The following is a 19,392-nucleotide window of genomic DNA, read 5'->3' as shown; positions in this document are numbered from 1 at the left end:
CTAAGGTTTTACCCATTGGGCAAGCGCGGCCTCATCTTCATCTTTGGCCTCTACCCAATCCGCGCGCCCATCGTGGCGCGCTTCTTTTTTCCAGAATGGCGCACGGGACTTTAGATAATCCATGAGGAAATCGGCGCTTTCAAATGCTGCTTTGCGATGGGGCGAAGCGGTCGCTACCATCATGATCTGGTCTGACGGCACAAGTTTGCCGTAGCGGTGGATGATCAAGACGCGGATCAACGGCCAGCGCGCCTGCGCTTCGGCGGCGATTGCACCAAGCGCTTTTTCAGTCATGCCTGCATAATGCTCTATTTCCATATGAGCGAGGCTTTGATCGGGCAAATCGCGTACCAGACCTGTGAAACTGACGACAGCGCCCGCACCCGTTGCAGCCGCGGCGAAATCCGAAATCTCAGCGCCCAAATCAAACGGCGCAGATTGGACGCGGACATCTACCGCCATGGCCCTAGCCCCCCGTCATTGGTGGGAAAAAGGCAATCTCGCGCGCGCCCTGAACGGGATGATCCAAATCGACCAATTCCTGATCAACCGCCGCGCGCACAGCGGATAGATCCGAAAACACCAAGTCATGCGCGTCAGATTTACCGCGCAGCTCAGCAATCAAATCGGCGATTGTTGCCGCATCGGTGCTGATCATCTCGCGATCCGCGCCAATGCGTTCGCGCAACCATGCGAAATATCTCAGTTCAATCATCCCGTCAGCCTTTCTGGTCACTGAGGAATGGCAAGGCTTTGAGGAAGTAATCAAACCCTGTGACAAAGGTCAAAACGGCTGCAAGCCACAACATCCCCATGCCACCCCACGCCAAAGCATCGCGCAGCACGTGCAAGCCAAAGGTGCCAAATGAATGGTCATTGTGCATATTATGCTCTGCAATCGCCCATAAGAACATCAAGACAATCGCAACCATCTGTACCATGGTTTTCCATTTGGCGAGTTTTGTAACCTTAAGTCGCCCTGCATCCGCGCCCAAGAATTCACGCAGGCCAGAGACGAAGACCTCGCGAAATAGGATAAGAACAACAGGTGTGATCAGGGCCACGGATAGATCAAACAGCCCGACCAAGATTGCCAAGGCGATCACCACCATGGCCTTATCCGCAATCGGATCAAGCATGGCACCGAAACGGGAAACTTGCGCCCATTTGCGGGCCAAATATCCATCCAGATAATCGGTGGTGGCTGCGCCGATAAACAGGATCAATGCCACCCAATCGGCAATCGGACGCGGAAAGATTGCAAACACCACGCCGACCGCAATCGCGGCTAACAGGCGAAGCACCGTCAGAATATTTGGAAGTGTCCATGTCATAGGTTCGATCTTATCCGCTCACGCCCCGTCATGGAAGAAGGCATAGATGGTTTCTGCCATCCGATCTGAGATTCCTTCTACCGCCTTAAGATCTGCCAAATCTGCGCGCGACACGGCCTTAGCACTTCCAAAATGGGCCAAAAGCGCCCGCTTGCGGGTGGCGCCAATGCCGGGAACCTCATCCAACGGGGTCGCGCCAATCGCCTTTGATCGTTTGTCGCGATGCGCCCCAATCGCAAAGCGATGCGCCTCATCGCGCAGGCGTTGGATGAAATAGAGCACAGGGTCATTGCGCTTAAGCGCAAAGGGACGCGCCCCATAGCGGTGGAACTCTTCCTTGCCCGCATCACGATCTACACCTTTGGCGACACCGATAAAGGGGACATCGTCAACACCCAGATCCCCCATGATCTCAGCAACAGCACTGATCTGCCCCGCCCCACCATCGATAAGCAATAAGTCAGGCCAAGCATCGGATTTGCGGTCAGGATCTTCCTTAAGGAGGCGCTGAAAGCGGCGCGTTAGAACCTCTTTCATCATGCCAAAATCATCCCCGGGGGTAAGATCATCCCCGCGGATGTTGAATTTGCGATATTGGCTTTTGAGAAAGCCCTCTGGCCCCGCAACAATCATGGCCCCAACGGCATGCGCGCCTTGGATATGCGAGTTGTCATAAACCTCTATACGCGCGGGCGCGCCATCTAGGCCAAACGCATCGGCCAAACCGCGCAACAATTTTGCTTGGGTGGCGCTTTCGGCCATACGCCGTGCAAGGCTTTCGCGGGCATTGCGCAATGCCCCCTCAACCAATTCCGCCTTTTCGCCACGCTGTGGCACGAGGATCTCAACCTTGCCACCGCGCTTTTGGCCCAAAGCGGCCTCCATCAGCTCGGCCTCCTCCAGCCCATGCGACAGGATCACTTGGCGTGGGGGTTCCTTGTTATCATAGAACTGGCCCAAAAAGGCCTCCATGACCTCATCGGGGGATTCAGAACCACCCAAGCGCGGGTAATAGTCATGGTTGCCCCAGTTTTGGTTGGCGCGGATGAAAAAGACCTGAACACAGGCCTGACCGCCCTCCATATGTAAGGCGATGATATCGGCCTCACGCACAGTTTGTGGGTTGATCCCTTGGGTGCCCTGCACTTGCGTCAGCGCGCGGATGCGGTCGCGCAGGGCTGCAGCGCGCTCATATTCCATCGCTTCGGCAGCCTCCGACATTTGCACGCCAAGCTGCTCTTGAATTTCGGTGGAATTCCCGCGCAAAAACCGCGCGGCATCAGCCACGCTCGCGGCGTATTCTGATGCGCTAATATAGCCAACACATGGCGCAGAACACCGCTTAATCTGGTAGAGCAAACAGGGCCGCGTGCGGCTGTCAAAAGTCGTGTCGCTGCAATTGCGCAGCAAGAACACTTTTTGCAATTGGTTCAACGTGCGATTAACCGCCCCCGCCGAAGCAAAGGGGCCAAAATACTGACCTTTCTCCGTCTTGGCGCCTCGATGTTTGCGGATTTGCGGAAAATCATGCGCTGCCCCGATTACGATATTCGGGAAGCTTTTATCGTCACGAAGCAAAACATTGTATCGCGGCTTGAGCTGCTTAATCAGATTTTGCTCTAACAGCAGCGCTTCGGTTTCGGTGCGCGTTGTCAGAAACATCATCGAAGCAGTTTCCGAAATCATCCGCGCGATACGCGGACTATGCCCCGAGGGTTTCGCATAATTCGACACCCGCCGCTTGAGGGCACGCGCCTTGCCAACATACAAAACGCGGCTCTGCGCGTCGAGCATGCGATAAACACCAGGGCTTTGATCTAGCGTCTTAATGTAGTCGCGAATGACCTCATGCCCCTGCCGCGGCGCATCTCCTGAGGGGCTAATTTCCACGCTGTTTTCTAACATGTCATCCATGACGCAAAGCTTGCCCTGATTCCAATTCGCGCTGCAACGAAGAGCAGCCAAGTTCAAGGGAAAATATGTCCACTAAACCTGTGGATAAACCTGCGGAAAACCCTTGAAGCATCGAAATTTTTCTTTGTTTTTCGGAGGGTTCTGTGAATTGCACAATTTTTAGGCGTCTTTTTAACTATTTGAATTTGTTAATTATTTTCTTTTCCAGCCAGGCTTTGTGATCAAATCGTTACTTAAACTTTACCTAAACGTCACCTAAGGAACCACGGTGGAAAACTCTAATCATGATCAAAAATTAGACCTATTCTGTTCCTATAACATCAGGGGTCGCCCAAGCCAGATGCTGCCCCCCATCTACGGCGATCATTTGGCCTGTCACAGCCTTAGCTTTCACCAGATAGATGAGCGCATCGGTGATATCGTCCAAATCGGCGCCACGATGCAAAATTGTGGCTTGTCTCTGGCGGGCAAAGGCCGCTGCATCCTGCCGTCCCCCGCGCAATGTTGGGCCGGGCCCAATGGCATTTACGCGAATATCGGGCGCCAAATTCTGCGCGGCGGTTTTGGTAAATGTCCACAATGCGGATTTTGCCAATGTGTAGCTGACAAAATCAGGGGTCAGCTTATGCACCCTTTGGTCAATCATGTTGATGATGACTGAGGTTGCGCGCGGCTCACCGCCGCTATCTTGCACGGCTTTGGGGGCCTGCGCGGCAAAAGCTTCGGACAAGACCACGCTTGAGCGCAAGTTGGAATTCATATGCCGATCCCAACTTTCGCGGGTGAGGCCCCCAAATGTATCATGCTCGAATATGGAGGCGTTGTTGACAAGAACCGAAAAATGCGCCCCGATTGACGCGCGGGCCTCGGACAAAAGGGCCTGTGTCGCCGCCTCGTCCAAAAGATCGGCCTGCACCAAAACCGCCTGACGCCCTGCGGCCCGAACGGCTGCTGCGGTCGCCTCAGCCCCTTCGCGGGATGAGGCATAATGGATCGCCACATCATAACCCGCCTGCGCCAATGCAATTGCCATTGCCTGACCCAAGCGCTGACCTGCGCCTGTCACCAAAGCTGCGGGCATCTGTGAACCTCCGACTAGTGCAATAAGAAACTTACATAGCTGATATAGAGCGCCACATAGAGAAGTCCCACCGCGCGCGCCATGCGCCACCGGAAAAACACAAAAGGCAGCAAGATCAGCGAAGTGCCCAACATCACCCACAGATCAAAGCGCAGGAATTCGCCATCCACGGGAATGGCGCCAAACCATGGCGCGACCCCGACAATAAAAACCAAATTAAAGATGTTCGAGCCAATTACATTGCCCAAGGCCACATCTGCATGTTTGCGCAATGCGGCCATCACAGATGTCGCCAATTCGGGCAAACTGGTGCCAAGGGCCACAAGGGTCAAACCAATGACCACCTCCGACACGCCAAAGGCGCGCGCGATTTCTGTGGCGCTATCAATCAAAAGATCCGCCCCCAAAGGCAGACCAATCAAGCCAAGCCCAAGATACATGCCAATCTTCCAATAGGGCATGGACGGATCAGCTTCTTCCAATTCTTCGGGTAATTCTTCGGGCGCATCACCCGCAAAGGCGTGACGAATTTGATCCCCCAATATTAGCGCAAAAACCGCCAGAAGGATCAGACCATGCCACCAGATAAAGGGCCCCAGAAACGCAAGCACGACAAAGACCAAACTGGCGCAAAGCATGAAAACGTAATTCTTGCGCGTGTCCGAGACACTGGGATCAAGGCAGGAAATAATTGCGGGCAGCCCCAAGACTAAAAGAACATTGGCGATGTTCGACCCCACAACATTGCCCAATGCCAAGCCTGGTGCATCACCAAGCACTGCTTGGATCGACACCAACAATTCTGGCGCAGATGTCCCAAAGGCCACCACGGTCAGGCTGACGACTAAGGCCGAAATGCCCAACCGCAACGCAAGGTTGACAGCCCCCCGCACCAACGCATCCCCCGCAAGAACAAGGATCACCAAGCCCAAAACAGCCAAGGCAATATGCGCGGTCATTGAGGTTTGTCCTCGTCTCTCGGATCACGCTTTAGGGGATCTGGGCGAAAGCGCGGCTTGCGCGATTTGAACTTGGGCAGGCGCAGCTTTCCAAACATGGCAAGCACGGCCATAAAAATAAGAAAAAGGCTGATGATCTTCAGCATCACAAATCAATCCGCCCAAAAACAGGGGGCCAAGGGGCTTGTGCAAGATGAGGGCGGAGTGGTCTTTTCATCATAGCCCCTCATGTAACGATGCCCCCCCCTTCAAACAAGGGGCGCCATCTGCGAAATCTTACGGGCTTGGGGCAAAGGATCGCCACTGGGATTATCCACCTTTGCCCGCTATGATGCCCGCACAAACCCGCAAGGCAGACCCAGATGCTGACCATCACCGACCAGATCACCATTGCCGATTGGGAATTGACCGAAAGCTTCACCCGCGCCCAAGGGCCAGGCGGTCAGAATGTGAACAAGGTCTCAACGGCAGTGGAATTGCGGTTCGAGGCTGCCCGCTCCCCCCATCTGACCACATGCGTCAAACGCCGCTTGGAACGCATCGCGGGCCAGAAATGGACAAAAGACGGCGCTGTGGTGATCTTTGTGCAAGACACCAGAAGCCAAGCCCGCAACCGCGAGATCGCACGCGAACGACTGGCCGAGATGATCCGCGCGGCGTTGGTCGCGCCCAAACCCCGCCGCCCCACCCGCCCCACAAAGGGATCGGTGGAACGGCGGATCAAGGGCAAAAAACTGCGCGCCGAGGTTAAGGCAGGACGCGGGAAGGTGGAGGGATGAGAGGTGATCCCCCCATTTTTAAAAATGCATTATTCCTAAGCAACATTATGTTATAAATTAAACATAAAAATGGAGGACATATGCTCGCTGAAATGCTCGGCAAGATTGCAAGAGACTACGCCCATGAGCGCATGAAGCCCTTTTGCAATAGCGACTTTGGGAATTTCGTTCGCCGTGACGTCGCAGCAGAAGCGAAGAAGCAACTATTTGGAAAGCCTTATGAACTTAAATTGAAGGCTAGTGTCGGTGCAGGTAATTGGGCCGCTGTTCCATGGTTAGCCTTTTTTGATCCTCTGGAAACAGAATCCGCGACTAAGGGTTTTATGTTGTCTACTTAATCAACCCACAAACTCGTACTGTTACTCTGTCAATGAACCAAGGCACTACCGCAGTGTACAAAGAATTTGGCAGGCTTAACGGACGACAAGTGCTGCAGCGCCGGGCTCTGGATATGGCGCAGAGAGTGCCCGAGTATGCACGACTATTTGATACCGGAACGATCGATTTGGGTTCTGACGAAGACTTGCCATCGGGCTAAATTGCCGGACATTCCTTTGGTCGAACATATAGCCTTTCGGATTTGAATTAAAAGGTGGTGTGCGACGATCTCGAAAAGATGCTGGCCGCCTACCAAACACTTATCGAGAGAGGCGGATCGACACCAAATGACATGATGTATGCTGAAGCAAACTCGAGCAACATTGATGAAACTAGGCGCTACGTATTGTCTCGCAAAATTGAGCGTTCGGGTAAGGTGCGCCGCGAAGTCCTCTCAGTTCGAAAAGCGGTCTGTGAATGTTGTGGCTTGGATCCGCGCATCGACTGGAATTATCGGGGGCCAGCTATCAACATACCATTGGATGTTCACCACTGCGCCCCTTTGCAAACCCTATCTGAAGGACAGACAAAAAGGTATATGGTTCCAGATGATTTCCTTGTGCTTTGTCCGACCTGCCATCGTATGATCCACAAGCAAATGGACACAAGCGAGATTGACCATCTTAAGGAACAAATGAGATTTAAGTATCTCAGACTGATACTCCCCTAAACCACCACCTCCACCCGTTCCTGTTCTCCCACACCGAACACGCGCTTATAGCGTGCGATTTCATCCTTTGGCCCCATCGCCTTCTCGGGGTTGTCGGACAGTTTGACTGTGGGGCGGCCATCGGCGCGGATGGCTTTGCAGACCAGTGAGAAGGGGGCAAGCGCATCCCCCTCGACCAATCCGCGGAAATCATTCGTTAACAGCGTGCCCCAACCAAAGGACACGCGCACGCGGCCTGAAAATTTGGCGTGCAGCTCGGCTATGCGGTCGACATCCAACCCGTCCGAGAAGATCACCAATTTCTGCGTGGGGTCTTCACCGCGCGATTTCCACCAGTCAATCGCTGCCTCGGCCCCTGCCTCGGGTTGGCCTGAATCGATACGAATACCCGTCCAACCCGCCAACCAATCGGGCGCGTTCCTGAGGAACCCCGCCGTGCCATAGGTGTCGGGCAGGATGATGCGCAGATTGCCATCATGTTCCTCATGCCAATCCGCAAGAACATCATAGGGCGCCCGAGCCAGTTCCGTATCATCGCGGGCCGAGGCGGCATAGACCATCGGCAATTCATGCGCATTCGTCCCAATGGCCTCAATGTCGCGCTTCATCGCGATATGGCAATTTGAGGTGCCCGCGAATTTAACCCCCAAACCTTCGATCATCGCCTGCACACACCAATCCTGCCATAGATAGGAATGGCGGCGGCGAGTACCGAAATCGGCAATGCGCAGGCCCTCAATCGGGCGCATTCTTTCGGTTTTTTCCCAAAGCTTTGTCATCGCTCGGGCATAGAGCACCTGCAACTCGAACTTACCCATGTCTTTCAAGACAGCGCGCCCGCGCAATTCCATCAAAACTGCAAGCGCGGGGATTTCCCAAAGCATTACTTCGGGCCATGCGCCTTCAAAGGTCAGCTCATATTGATCTCCTACCCGTTCCAGATGGTAGGGGGGCAGTTGCAGCGCCTCGAACCATTCCATGAAATCGGGGCGGAACATCTGGCGCTTGCCATAAAATGTATTCCCGCGCAGCCACGTGCTTTCGCCCCGCGTCAGGCGCAGGGTGCGGATATGATCCAATTGTTCACGCAATTCACCCTCATCAATCAGATGCGCAAGCGGGATGCGCGTTGTGCGATTGATCAGTGAAAATGCGACTTGGGTTTTGGGCCGATTGCGAAAGACTGACTGACACATCAGCAATTTATAGAAATCCGTGTCGATCAGCGAGCGCACGATCGGGTCAATCCTCCAGCGATGGTTATGGACACGGGTGGCGATATCGACCATGGCTAGGCTCCAAGCAGGCGTGTTTCGCGCCGTTTAGAGCAAATCATAGGCCATAAAGGCAAGAGCGATGGAAATTTTCCTGCAAGGCACCCCAGGATTGGAGGATATCCTCGCCGAGGAGGCGCGCAGCTTATCCTTCTCGGGCGTGCAATCTGTGGCAGGGGGTGTGATCTGTCAGGGTGATCTCGCTGAGGCAATGCGTGCCAATCTCTGGCTGCGCTGCGCGGGACGCGTATTGATCCGTATCGCGGAATTCCGCGCGATGCATCTGGCACAATTGGACAAGCGCGCGCGCAAATTAGATTGGGCCAGCATTTTGCGTCCTGATCGAGCTTGGCGCGTTGAGGCCACCTGCCGCAAATCAAAGATTTACCACCAACGCGCAGCTGCGGAACGAATTGAGGGGGCAATCAGCGCGGCGCTTGGCAGCACGCCGAACCCTGAGGCGCTGATTGTTGTCAAACTGCGCATCGAAGATGATCTTTGCACACTCAGCCTCGATACATCCGGTGAGAGCTTGCACAAACGGAGCGCCAAAGAATTCATCGGCAAAGCGCCCATGAAAGAAACCCTTACAGCCGCGTTTTTGCGGGCCTGCGGCTATCATGGCGGGATGCCTGTGGTTGATCCGATGTGTGGCTCTGGCACGTTTTTGCTTGAGGCCGCCGAGATTGCCGCGCGGTTGCCCGCAGGGCGTGCGCGCCGCTTTGCGTTTGAAGATCTTGCCGGATTTGAGATTGCTGATTGGTCTGCAATGCGCCGCAATTTTTCCTCACGCGAGGCTGAGGCCGTGCAATTTTACGGGTTCGACCGCGACCAAGGGGCCATTACAGGCGCGCGCGCCAATGCCGAGCGTGCAGGTGTTGCGGAATGGACCAGCTTTGCCTGTCAGCCCCTCAGCGCGCTTGAACCACCGACAAAGCAAAAAGGGTTGGTCATTCTGAACCCGCCCTATGGCGCGCGGATTGGCAATCGCAAATTGTTGTTTGGGCTTTACGGCGCCATTGGTGCGGTCATGCGCGAACGGTTCACAGGATGGCAATTTGGCATGGTCACATCGGACGAAGGGTTAGCCAAGGCCACAGGTTTGACATGGTCAGAGGTGAGCCGCCCCGTGGCCTTCGGTGGGTTAACGGTCAAACTCTATCAATCAGCCCTTTGACATCATCACACCCAAAGCGGCCATGTCATCCAAAGCTGTCGCCAATGATCCGCCCAGATCAATCGCGCGACACAAATCGCGGCGCAGGTCGACTGCAAACCCTAGTTTTGCGGCATCTTGCGCGGAATAATTGACACAGAAATCTGTCGCCAATCCGACCATGGTCAGATGCGTGATCCCACGATTGCGCAAATATCCCTTAAGCCCCGTGGGGGTCTGGTGATCATTTTCGAAAAACGCAGAATAGCTGTCGATAGCAGGGCGAAACCCTTTGCGAATAATCAGATCCGCACGGTTTGTGCGAAGTTCTGGATGAAATTCCGCCCCTGCGCTGCCTTGCACGCAATGATCAGGCCATAAAACCTGTGGGCCATAGGGCATCTCAATCATCTCTAGGGGCGCGCGCCCCTCATGCTGACTTGCAAAACTGGAATGATCCGCGGGATGCCAATCTTGGGTCAGGATCACGGCGGCATAGTCATCCATCAAGGCGTTGATCCCCGCCACAATCGCGCTGCCCTCAGGCACAGCCAAGGCACCGCCTTCGCAAAAGTCATTTTGCACATCAATCACCAAAAGCGCGTGAGTATCGGGTTTCATACCATGGTCTCCGTATAGGGCAGCGTGCCGCATCACCTAAGGGTTGAGTTGCACAATGCAAGGGCGTAAATGCGCAGCTATGTATATTGTCGCCGCTCTCTATCACTTTACCCGATTTGACGCGCCCGAAGAGTTGCGCGCGCCCCTGCTTGGGCTTTGCGAGGCGCAGGAGATCAAGGGATCGCTTCTTTTGGCGCACGAAGGGATCAACGGCACCATCGCAGGCAGCCGCACGGGGATTGACGCGGTGCTATCCCATATCCGCAACCTGCCTGGTTGTGCGGCGTTTGAATGGAAAGAAAGCACAGCCACCGAAATGCCCTTTGGCCGCCTCAAGGTGCGCCTGAAGCGCGAGATCGTCACGATGGGTGTGCCAGAAATTGATCCGCGCAAAATCGTGGGCACTTATGTTGCGCCTGAAGAATGGAACGAATTGATCTCGGCCCCTGATGTCGCTGTGATCGACACGCGCAATGATTACGAAGTGGCCATTGGCACTTTCAAAGGCGCGGTTGATCCACATACCGAAAGTTTCCGCCAATTCCCACAATGGTGGGAGGAAAACAAACATCACTTTCACAACAAGCGGATTGCAATGTTCTGCACCGGTGGCATCCGTTGCGAGAAATCCACCGCGTTCCTCAAGGATCAAGGCGTGGAGGAGGTGTATCACCTCAAAGGCGGCATCCTAAAATATCTTGAGGAAATGCCACAAGAAAGCAGCCTTTGGGAGGGCGAATGTTTCGTCTTTGACGAACGCGTCTCTGTCGGTCACGGCCTTAAACAGGGGCCTTATGGTCTGTGCCGTGCCTGTCGCCGCCCGATTTCTGACGAAGATCGCAGACATCCTCATTTCGAAGAAGGCGTCTCCTGTCATCAATGTATGGGCGAGCACAGCGATGAAGATCGCGTGCGTTTCCGCGAACGTCAGCACCAGATTGCCTTGGCCAAAGCCCGCGGTGAAAGCCATTTGGCAGGCTAGTTTACGCTCTCCGTGAATTTTTCATGACAGCGCCATTGGAGGCTTTGCTCGATTCATTATTTCGATTATTCACGAAATATGGAAAATATACTCGTCACACAGCTGTCAACTTTGGGCCATGGCCCACGCCTTGATATTTTTCGCCTGCTAATGCGCCGTTATCCTGATGCGGTCGCGGCGGGGGAAATTGGTGCTGCTTTGGGGGTTAAACCCTCGACCTTGTCGGCCTATCTTGGGGCACTCCATCAGGCGGGGTTGATCGTGCAAGAACGCGAAGGCACTTCGCTGCGCTATCGCGTAGCGATGGACACCACCCATGATATGATGGCTGCTCTATTTTCAGAGTGCTGCCGTGGACGGGTAAACCTTCAGTTTGACTGTGCGCCTGACCCGCAGAATTACGGCAGGCCATTTAATGTGCTGTTCCTCTGTGTGGGAAACTCGGCACGCTCCATCATGGCTGAAACTTTGCTACGCGATATAGGTGGGGATCGGTTTCGCGTATACTCCGCCGGTGTCCAACCGCAAAGCACGCTCAACCCGCTCGCGCTCGAGGTGCTGCGCCAAAAAGGGCATGATACCTCTGCTCTCAGTTCTAAGCATCTTAGCGTTTTCCAAGCGCCCGAAGCCCCGCAGATGGATTTTGTTTTTACAGTCTGCGATGTGGCCGCCAATGAGGATTGCCCCGCTTGGGCGGGACAGCCTGTCAGCGGGCACTGGGGCCTGCCTGACCCTGTAAAGGCCCAAGGTAGCGTCGCTGAGCGGGGGCTGGCTTTTCAGGCAACCTATGGCGCGTTGCTTAATCGTATTGCCGCCTTCACCGCCCTGCCCCTTGAAAGCCTAGAACGCGCGGCGCTGCAAAAGGCGGTGGATCACATCGCAGAGACTTCTAAAGAGGATTGAAATATGACTGTCTACGCGCTGAACGGATTGGGCCGCATCGGCAAGCTTGCGCTGCGGCCCTTGCTTGAGGCGGGCGCAGAGATCGCTTGGATCAATGATGCGGTCGGTGATGCCGCCATGCATGCCCATCTGTTGGAGTTTGACACAGTGCATGGTCGCTGGCCCGCGTCTTTCTCAGCAACAGAGAATGCTGTCATCATCAATGACCAAAGCATTCCTTTTATTGGCACCAAAGACATCCATGACCTGCCCCTTAAGGGGGTGGATGTGGTCATTGACTGCACGGGGAAATTTAAAACAGCTGCGGCCCTTGCGCCCTATTTCGCCGCAGGCGTGAAAAAGGTCATTGTCTCCGCCCCCGTCAAAGATGGCCCCACCGCGAATATCGTCTATGGCGTGAACCACGAGATTTATGACCCTTCCGCGCATGACATCGTGACAGCGGCAAGCTGCACCACAAATTGTCTTGCCCCTGTGGTCAAAGTGATGATGGAAGAATTTGGCATCAAGCACGGCTCAATCACCACAATCCATGATGTCACAAACACCCAAACCATCGTGGATCGGCCAGCCAAAGATTTACGCCGCGCGCGGTCTGCGCTGAACTCACTGATTCCGACCACAACGGGCAGTGCCACGGCGATCACGCTGATCTATCCCGAATTGAAGGGCAAGCTGAATGGGCACGCTGTGCGCGTGCCTCTGTTGAACGCGTCCCTGACCGATTGTGTCTTTGAGCTAGACCGCGAGGCCACGGCGGCGGAAATCAACGCAGCCTTCGCGCGTGCGGCAGAGGGGGCGCTGAACGGCATCCTCGGCTTTGAAGCGCGCCCTTTGGTGAGTGCGGATTACACTAATGACACGCGATCCTCGATTGTGGATGGGCCATCCACGATGGTCATTAATGGCACGCAGGCCAAGATTTATGCGTGGTATGACAATGAAATGGGCTATGCCCATCGCCTGATTGATGTCGCGCGCATGGTTGGCGCAAGTCTATGACCGCGCCAAAGCCATCCGCCCTGCCCGCCTATATCGCCGTAACAGCGGCTTATTGGGCGTTTATGCTGTCGGATGGCGCGCTTCGGATGTTGGTTCTCTTGGCCTTTCACGAGCGCGGCTTTAGTCCCGTTCAATTGGCCTATCTGTTTTTGCTCTATGAGATTGCAGGCGTCATAACCAATCTTTCTGCGGGCTGGCTGGCCGCGCGGTTTGGCCTGACCCGCACCTTATATGCGGGGCTGATCCTACAGGTTGGTGCGCTTTTGGCCCTTACCGCACTGGATCCTGCGTGGTCGATCGGCGCATCTGTGGCCTATGTGATGGCCGTGCAAGGGGCCTCAGGCGTGGCCAAGGATCTGGCGAAAATGTCCTCAAAATCGGCTGTCAAACTTTTGGCACCCGAAGGGGCTGGATTGCTGAAATGGGTATCTTGGCTGACAGGATCAAAAAACGCGGTAAAGGGATTGGGGTTCCTTTTGGGCGCAGGCCTTTTGGCACTTTATGGCTACAACACCGCCTTGTTGGGCATGGCAGCTATTTTGGCACTGATCCTTGTGGCGCTGCTTTTCTTCATGCCAGACGGCCTGCCCAAAGGCAACAAAGCGACCAAGTTTTCCACCGTCATCTCGCGAGACAAAAATATCAATCGTCTGTCTGCTGCCCGCGTCTTTTTATTCGGCGCGCGGGATGTGTGGTTTGTGGTGGGCATCCCGGTTTATTTCTACGCCGTTCTTTCCGATGGCAGCGATGAAAGCAGACGCGCAGCCTTTTTCATGATTGGCACCTTCATGGCGGTCTGGATCATCTTTTATGGCGCTGTTCAGGCCATGGCCCCGCGCATCCTGCGCAAAGGGGCCAATGATTTGGGGCGGCTGTCCGCAAGCGCGCGCCAATGGGCCTTGGCGCTTGTGCCAATCCCTGCGCTTTTGGCGATTACTGTCTCCACCGCAGGCGCGCCCGCCCCTTGGCTGACTGTGACGCTGGTCTTGGGTCTGTTGGTCTTTGGCGCGATATTTGCCGTGAATTCGGCACTGCACTCTTACCTCATTCTCGCATTTTCAAAATCCGAGCGGGTCAGCCAAGATGTTGGTTTCTATTACATGGCGAATGCGGCAGGCCGATTGTTGGGCACGGGCCTATCGGGCCTTGCCTATCAATGGGGCGGGGTTGAGGCCTGCTTGATGGTGGCAAGCGGATTTTTGGCCTTATCGGCTGTCGCCGCAAATCGCCTAAACTGTGGGAGGGCGTGAGCGCGCTGCAAGGCGTTCACGATGCATAGTATAAAGACCAGTTGCAACGATCAAAGTGGTGCCAATTAGGGTCCATCCATCTGGTAATTGCGCAAAAACCAAATACCCATACATCACTGACCATAATATCATTGAGTAATGCACGGGGGCCAAAACTACAGCTTCCGCGATCTCAAGCGCACGGATCACCAAAAGCTCGCCCAAGCCCGCAAACGCTGCCATGAAGAACATTATGATTAAGGAATTCTTATCGCTTGGCCATGCCCAGAAAAATGGAAGAGGTATGCTGATAACCGCCACCCCAACAAGAGCAGTGTAAGCAACAGTTGTGTATGTATTGTCATAGGGTGCAATCATACGGGACAGGACTTGGCGAACCGCAAACATACTCGCAGCCAATACTATCAAAAATACTGCCGGATGGACGATCCCTAAGCCTGGCCTAATTACAATCAGTGTACCTAAAAATCCAACAAAAATAGCTGACCATCGGTGTAGGCCCACCTTTTCACGTAGAATCAATGCGCCAAGTACGGTGACAATCAGCGGAGCTATAAAGGTCACTGAGATTGCATCGGCCAAAGGGACAAAGCTAACTCCTGTTATAAAGCAGGTTGCCGAACCTACAGCCAGTGCACCCCGCAAAAATTGTAATTTGGGCTTCGCAGTTTTTAAGATTTTAGTTCCGCGCCAGAGCAATATTACAATTACACCAAAAACAAGACCTAGCTGGCGGGTCCAAACAATCTGGATTGGATGGAATCCGTCTGTCAAAAACTTTGCCATTGTGTCAACAGCAGCGAATACAAAAAAGCCTAAGCCCATCAACACCAGGCCCCTAATATTATCGGGAGCTCTAGGCAAATTTTTAGCGACTACAATGTTCTGCGGGAGGTCTGGAACAGTTGGCATCGTCAATCCAATTTTGCTTTATCAGTTACTGTTAGGCTGTAAATTTAATACTGTCGACCATACAAATTACTGACACGGCCGAAACTAAGACTATTGTAACTCAACATGAAACAATGGCCCGTACACCTTGTCTGGTTCAAACGTGATTTACGTGTCACAGACCAAGCATGCCTTGCCTCAGCTGCAGCCCGAGGGCCCGTCTTGCCTGTGTATATTATTGAACCTGATTTTTGGACTGAACCCGATGCAAGCGCACGACATTGGATGTTTCTTCGTCAATCGTTAGCTGAACTACATGATACACTAGCAAGTTTGGGTCAGCCTCTTTTAATCCGACGTGGGGATGCTGTTTCCATCTTAGACGAACTAGCAGCCCAACAACCGATCGCCGCGCTTTGGTCGCATCAAGAAACCGGGAATGGATGGACATATGCGCGCGACAAAAGGGTGGCAGCTTGGTGCAAATCAAAATCCATCCCGTGGCATGAACCCCGTCAATTCGGTGTGATCCGAACCTTAAAATCGCGCAATGGATGGGCGGGGGAATGGAACAGGCAGATGTTGGATCCCTGCCATTCAGTGCCACATCTTGAGCCAATTTACGAAACGCCCAGTTTGGATTTACCTAAGCCTGCGGATTTGGGCCTTGCGCCTGATGGCGGGGATGATCTGCAAGACGGCGGATCAACAGCAGCACGCGCGCTGCTGCACAGTTTTCTCATCAAACGTGGCGCGCCCTATCGATCGGCAATGTCTAGCCCACTTGTTGGCGCTGATGCGTGCTCGCGCCTTTCGCCGCATCTCACATTCGGCACGATCTCGCTCCGCGAGGTCGCACAAGCCGCCACACACCGCGCAGGCACCCTCCTCAAAGGGCCGAGCCACAAAGAATGGCGCGGATCCGTGCGCGCCTTTCAATCTCGCCTCTATTGGCACTGCCATTTCATCCAAAAACTAGAAGACGAGCCACGGATTGAATGGGAAAATATGCACCACTCCTATGATGGCCTGCGCGATGACCCGCAGGGACACCCATGGTTTGAAGCGTGGAAACACGGACAAACGGGGCTGCCCTTTCTGGACGCCTGTATGCGATCCCTGCGTCATAGGGGATGGCTGAATTTTCGGATGCGCGCGATGGTGATGGCAGTTGCAAGCTATCACATGTGGTTCCATTGGCGCGAAACTGGCCTGCATCTGGCACGGATGTTCACCGATTATGAGCCCGGAATTCATTGGTCACAGGTGCAGATGCAATCTGGCACAACGGGCATCAACACGATCCGCGTCTACAACCCAATCAAGCAAGGGTTGGATCAAGACCCCTCGGGGGTGTTCATCCGCCGTTGGGTGCCTGAACTTGCACAGCTCTCAGGGGATGCCCTGCACCGCCCGTGGTTGCATCCTGACGCGCATGGCATTTTGGGACGAACCTACCCCAACCCCATCTTTGATCCTGCGGCGCGCGCCAAATGGGCCAAAGATCAGATTTGGGCCAAGCGCCGTGCGCCCGATCACAAGGCGGGCGCGGTTGCAGTTCTCACCCGCCATGGCAGCCGCAAATCCCCCCGCAAGACAAAACGTGCCGCCAAACACCCTACGGCACAATTGTCCCTGTTTGATTAGCCTATTCTGCCGCCATCTGCGTTGCGGCGCTTTGCATCCATGCATCAAGGGCCGCTATTTGTGATGGGTCTAGCCGCAGCCCCAACTTGCTGCGCCGCCAAACCACATCTTCGGCTGTTTGCGCGAATTCGTGTTTCATAAGCCAACGCACCTCTGCCTCGGTCAAAGTTGCGCCGAAATCGCGACCGAGATCCTCTGATGTTTGAGCCCCCGCCATTATCGTCCAAGCATCCCGCCCATAGGCGCGAATGAGGCGCGTGGCCCATTTGGGCGTAAGAAACGGATAAGCCGCTGCAAGGCTTGCAATCAACCGATCCACATCCCCCACAGCAAAATCGCCACCTGGCAAGGCTACCCCCGCCGTCCACGGCCTGCGCGCGGATTTCGTGAACTCCGCGATTTTCTCAAGCGCAGATTCTGCCAAGCGGCGATAGGTCGTGATCTTGCCGCCAAAAATATTCAGCAAGGGCGCATCCCCATCCCCTTCCAGGATCAGCGTGTAATCCCGCGTGGCGGCAGATGCCGATTGCGCCCCGTCATCATAGAGCGGCCGCAAACCAGAATAAGACCACACGATATCCTCGGCAGTGACAGCCGTGCGAAAATAGTTATTCACAAAGGCCAGCATATAATCCCGCTCCTCGATGCTGCATTCGGGGCGGGTATCGGGGTCGCGGTGATCTTTGTCGGTCGTCCCGATTAAGGTGAAATCCTGCTCATAAGGAATGGCGAAACATATGCGCCCGTCGTCACCCTGAAAGAAGTAGCATTTCTGATGGTCATAAAGACGCTTGGTCACAATATGGCTTCCCCGCACGAGACGCACGCCACCTTTGCTGTTTTGGCCGATCTTCTGGCCAATCACATCACTTACCCATGGCCCTGCGGCATTGATCAAAATCCGCGCCTGATGGTGATAGGTTTGACCATCGCGGGTCTGGGTGCTGATCTTCCAAATGCCATTCTCCGGATTGGCGGTCACCACCTTGTGACGCGGCAAGATCACTGCGCCACGCTCGGCCGCATCGCGGGCATTCAGCGCCACAAGACGGCTGTCTTCCACCCAGCAATCTGAATATTCATAGGCCTTGGAAAATTTACGGTGCAGCGCCGCCCCCTCAGGGCCTTTGCGCAAATCCACCACCGAGGTTCCAGGCAATATGTCTCGCCCGCCCAAGTGGTCATAAAGAAACAGGCCAAATCGGATCAACCATTGCGGACGCCGCCCCGTCATCCACGGCATAAGCCGCGCCAATAGTCGCGATGTCGGGGTTTGGCTCTCAAAGCGCATATCTTTATGGTAGGGCAGCACAAACCGCATCGGCCAAGAAATATGAGGCATGGCTTTGAGCAAAGTTTCACGCTCAATCAGCGCCTCGCGCACCAAGCGAAACTCAAAATATTCTAGGTAGCGCAACCCGCCATGAAACAGCTTAGTCGATGCCGAAGACGTGGCCGAGGCCAGATCGTTCATTTCCGCCAAACGCACCGTCAAGCCGCGTCCCGCCGCATCGCGGGCAATGCCGCAGCCATTGATGCCACCGCCGATGATGAAAAGATCGTCAATCTCGCTCGTCATATCCATTGCGCCTTTCTTGCGGGCCTCATTCTACCGAAACCTGCTGCCGCTATGGCACAAACGAACACAAACGAAAATAATAATCTTCAAAATTATTCATTTTTGACGTCATTCGAAGAATTGACCCCAGATTTTAAGCCATCTAAGGTCTGTTAACCGCGCAAATGCGCGAAAAGGAAAAGGAACGCGCATGTCGCAAAGCTTTCGCTGGCCAGAGATTCTCGACATCGCGAGGCGCGAGGGGAAAGTGAGTGTCGAAGGGCTGGCCGCGCTTTTTGGCGTGACCACCCAAACGATCCGCCGCGACCTCAGCGATCTTGCCGATGCTGGAAAATTAGAGCGCGTCCATGGAGGCGCGATCCTGCCATCGAGCGTATCAAATATCGGCTATGAAATGCGGCGCGGGTTATACGCTGAAGAAAAGGCACGCATTGCGGCAGCTTGTGCGGCCCAAATACCCGATGACATTTCGCTCTTCCTCAATATCGGCACCACGACAGAGGCCGTTGCGCAAAATTTGCTGCATCACAAGAATCTATTGGTGGTCACAAATAACATCAATGTCGCGACTATCCTTGCCGCCAATCCCAATTGCGAGATCATCCTTGCGGGCGGGCAATTGCGCCGCGCAGATGGGGGGCTGATCGGTAAGCTGACCTCGGATGCGGTGGCGCAGTTCAAATTTGACCTTGCGGTCATAGGATGCTCAGCCATTGATGCGGAAGGGGATATGTTGGATTTCGACATCCAAGAGGTGGGGGTCAGCCAGACAATCATCTCACAATCGCGGCACGTGTTTTTGGTGGCCGACCGCTCAAAATTTACGCGCAGCGCGCCTGCAAAAATCGCTGCACTTTCGCAAATTGATGCGCTGTTTACAGATCATCCGCTTGACGCCCCATTGGCCGCACGTTGCCGTGATTGGGGGCTTGCAACACATATAATTCCATACAGTTCGACAGGGGCCTAAAC

The 19,392-nt window shown here is 54.5% G+C and carries 19 protein-coding genes and 2 pseudogenes; 10 read left to right on the top strand and 11 right to left on the bottom strand.

Going from position 1 to position 19,392, the window contains the following annotated elements:
• The 7 genes from AAC636_RS02990 to AAC636_RS02960 form a co-directional block, all read right to left on the bottom strand.
• Complete coding sequence (locus AAC636_RS02990) at nt 1-462, bottom strand: molybdenum cofactor biosynthesis protein MoaE (protein WP_340261945.1); 462 nt, start codon at nt 460-462, stop codon at nt 1-3.
• 4 nt (nt 463-466) lie between these two features.
• Nucleotides 467-715, bottom strand: coding sequence for a molybdopterin converting factor subunit 1 (gene moaD / locus AAC636_RS02985; RefSeq protein ID WP_340300363.1), 249 nt, complete (start codon nt 713-715; stop codon nt 467-469).
• 4 nt (nt 716-719) lie between these two features.
• Nucleotides 720-1,334: a CDP-diacylglycerol--glycerol-3-phosphate 3-phosphatidyltransferase gene (gene pgsA, locus AAC636_RS02980; protein WP_317656587.1), complete on the bottom strand. Its 615-nt coding sequence runs from the start codon at nt 1,332-1,334 to the stop codon at nt 720-722.
• An 18-nt stretch (nt 1,335-1,352) separates the two neighbouring features.
• Entirely contained in the window at nt 1,353-3,239 is a 1,887-nt protein-coding gene (gene uvrC / locus AAC636_RS02975) for an excinuclease ABC subunit UvrC (protein ID WP_445322553.1), read from the bottom strand.
• Between the two features lie 310 nt (nt 3,240-3,549).
• Nucleotides 3,550-4,329: an SDR family oxidoreductase gene (locus tag AAC636_RS02970; protein ID WP_340300361.1), complete on the bottom strand. Its 780-nt coding sequence runs from the start codon at nt 4,327-4,329 to the stop codon at nt 3,550-3,552.
• 14 nt (nt 4,330-4,343) lie between these two features.
• Nucleotides 4,344-5,288 (bottom strand): calcium/sodium antiporter, encoded by a 945-nt coding sequence (locus AAC636_RS02965; protein ID WP_340300360.1) that lies wholly within the window; start codon nt 5,286-5,288, stop codon nt 4,344-4,346.
• Nucleotides 5,285-5,434 (bottom strand): hypothetical protein, encoded by a 150-nt coding sequence (locus AAC636_RS02960; RefSeq protein ID WP_340300359.1) that lies wholly within the window; start codon nt 5,432-5,434, stop codon nt 5,285-5,287. Before AAC636_RS02960 ends, AAC636_RS02965 begins: the two co-directional genes overlap by 4 nt.
• 216 nt (nt 5,435-5,650) lie before the next feature.
• On the opposite strand from AAC636_RS02960, the gene arfB reads away from it, so the two are divergent.
• Both arfB and AAC636_RS12490 read left to right on the top strand, forming a co-directional pair.
• Nucleotides 5,651-6,067: an alternative ribosome rescue aminoacyl-tRNA hydrolase ArfB gene (arfB, locus tag AAC636_RS02955; RefSeq protein WP_340300358.1), complete on the top strand. Its 417-nt coding sequence runs from the start codon at nt 5,651-5,653 to the stop codon at nt 6,065-6,067.
• A gap of 80 nt (nt 6,068-6,147) precedes the next feature.
• Nucleotides 6,148-6,605: pseudogene (locus AAC636_RS12490) on the top strand (MrcB family domain-containing protein).
• 506 nt (nt 6,606-7,111) lie between these two features.
• Here AAC636_RS12490 and pncB read toward each other — a convergent pair.
• The gene (gene pncB, locus AAC636_RS02945) at nt 7,112-8,404 is read right to left on the bottom strand and encodes a nicotinate phosphoribosyltransferase (RefSeq protein WP_340300356.1); all 1,293 of its coding nucleotides are present in this window, start codon (nt 8,402-8,404) and stop codon (nt 7,112-7,114) included.
• Nucleotides 8,405-8,471: 67 nt separating this feature from the next.
• On the opposite strand from pncB, the gene AAC636_RS02940 reads away from it, so the two are divergent.
• A complete protein-coding gene (locus AAC636_RS02940) occupies nt 8,472-9,566 on the top strand; it encodes a THUMP domain-containing class I SAM-dependent RNA methyltransferase (RefSeq protein WP_340300355.1) in 1,095 nt (364 codons plus the stop codon).
• On the opposite strand, the gene pncA is transcribed toward AAC636_RS02940, so the two are convergent.
• Complete coding sequence (gene pncA / locus AAC636_RS02935) at nt 9,555-10,166, bottom strand: bifunctional nicotinamidase/pyrazinamidase (RefSeq protein WP_340300354.1); 612 nt, start codon at nt 10,164-10,166, stop codon at nt 9,555-9,557. The two genes, AAC636_RS02940 and pncA, sit on opposite strands and share 12 nt — an antisense overlap.
• Before the next feature lie 79 nt (nt 10,167-10,245).
• On the opposite strand from pncA, the gene trhO reads away from it, so the two are divergent.
• The 4 genes from trhO (at nt 10,246) to arsJ (ending at nt 14,303) form a co-directional block, all read left to right on the top strand.
• The gene (trhO, locus tag AAC636_RS02930; RefSeq protein ID WP_340300353.1) at nt 10,246-11,148 is read left to right on the top strand and encodes an oxygen-dependent tRNA uridine(34) hydroxylase TrhO; all 903 of its coding nucleotides are present in this window, start codon (nt 10,246-10,248) and stop codon (nt 11,146-11,148) included.
• A gap of 78 nt (nt 11,149-11,226) precedes the next feature.
• Nucleotides 11,227-12,051, top strand: coding sequence for an arsenate reductase/protein-tyrosine-phosphatase family protein (locus AAC636_RS02925; protein ID WP_340300352.1), 825 nt, complete (start codon nt 11,227-11,229; stop codon nt 12,049-12,051).
• A 3-nt stretch (nt 12,052-12,054) separates the two neighbouring features.
• Nucleotides 12,055-13,053 carry an ArsJ-associated glyceraldehyde-3-phosphate dehydrogenase gene (locus tag AAC636_RS02920; protein WP_340299874.1) on the top strand — a complete coding sequence of 333 codons (999 nt, stop codon included), beginning with the start codon at nt 12,055-12,057 and terminating at the stop codon, nt 13,051-13,053.
• Nucleotides 13,050-14,303 carry an organoarsenical effux MFS transporter ArsJ gene (gene arsJ / locus AAC636_RS02915; protein WP_340297838.1) on the top strand — a complete coding sequence of 418 codons (1,254 nt, stop codon included), beginning with the start codon at nt 13,050-13,052 and terminating at the stop codon, nt 14,301-14,303. Before AAC636_RS02920 ends, arsJ begins: the two co-directional genes overlap by 4 nt.
• Here the strand turns inward: arsJ and AAC636_RS02910 are convergent.
• Entirely contained in the window at nt 14,283-15,215 is a 933-nt protein-coding gene (locus AAC636_RS02910) for a DMT family transporter (protein ID WP_340297839.1), read from the bottom strand. The two genes, arsJ and AAC636_RS02910, sit on opposite strands and share 21 nt — an antisense overlap.
• Before the next feature lie 105 nt (nt 15,216-15,320).
• On the opposite strand from AAC636_RS02910, the pseudogene AAC636_RS02905 reads away from it, so the two are divergent.
• Together AAC636_RS02905 and AAC636_RS02900 are read left to right on the top strand one after the other, a co-directional pair.
• Nucleotides 15,321-15,692 (top strand): annotated as a pseudogene (locus tag AAC636_RS02905) (deoxyribodipyrimidine photo-lyase); the annotation flags it as partial.
• Nucleotides 15,693-15,773: 81 nt separating this feature from the next.
• Nucleotides 15,774-16,841 (top strand): FAD-binding domain-containing protein, encoded by a 1,068-nt coding sequence (locus AAC636_RS02900; protein WP_340301074.1) that lies wholly within the window; start codon nt 15,774-15,776, stop codon nt 16,839-16,841.
• Between the two features lies 1 nt (nt 16,842).
• On the opposite strand, the gene glpD is transcribed toward AAC636_RS02900, so the two are convergent.
• Nucleotides 16,843-18,420: a glycerol-3-phosphate dehydrogenase gene (gene glpD, locus AAC636_RS02895; RefSeq protein WP_445322533.1), complete on the bottom strand. Its 1,578-nt coding sequence runs from the start codon at nt 18,418-18,420 to the stop codon at nt 16,843-16,845.
• A 190-nt stretch (nt 18,421-18,610) separates the two neighbouring features.
• On the opposite strand from glpD, the gene AAC636_RS02890 reads away from it, so the two are divergent.
• Nucleotides 18,611-19,390, top strand: a complete 780-nt coding sequence (locus AAC636_RS02890) for a DeoR/GlpR family DNA-binding transcription regulator (RefSeq protein WP_340300350.1) — start codon at nt 18,611-18,613, stop codon at nt 19,388-19,390.
• Nucleotides 19,391-19,392 lie beyond the last annotated feature (2 nt).

Source organism: Roseobacter sp. HKCCD5988 (genome assembly GCF_037830355.1).
In the GTDB taxonomy this organism is placed as follows: Bacteria; Pseudomonadota; Alphaproteobacteria; order Rhodobacterales; family Rhodobacteraceae; genus M30B80.
Note: the sequence above shows the minus strand (reverse complement) of the source record. Positions and strands in the feature narration are given on the sequence as shown.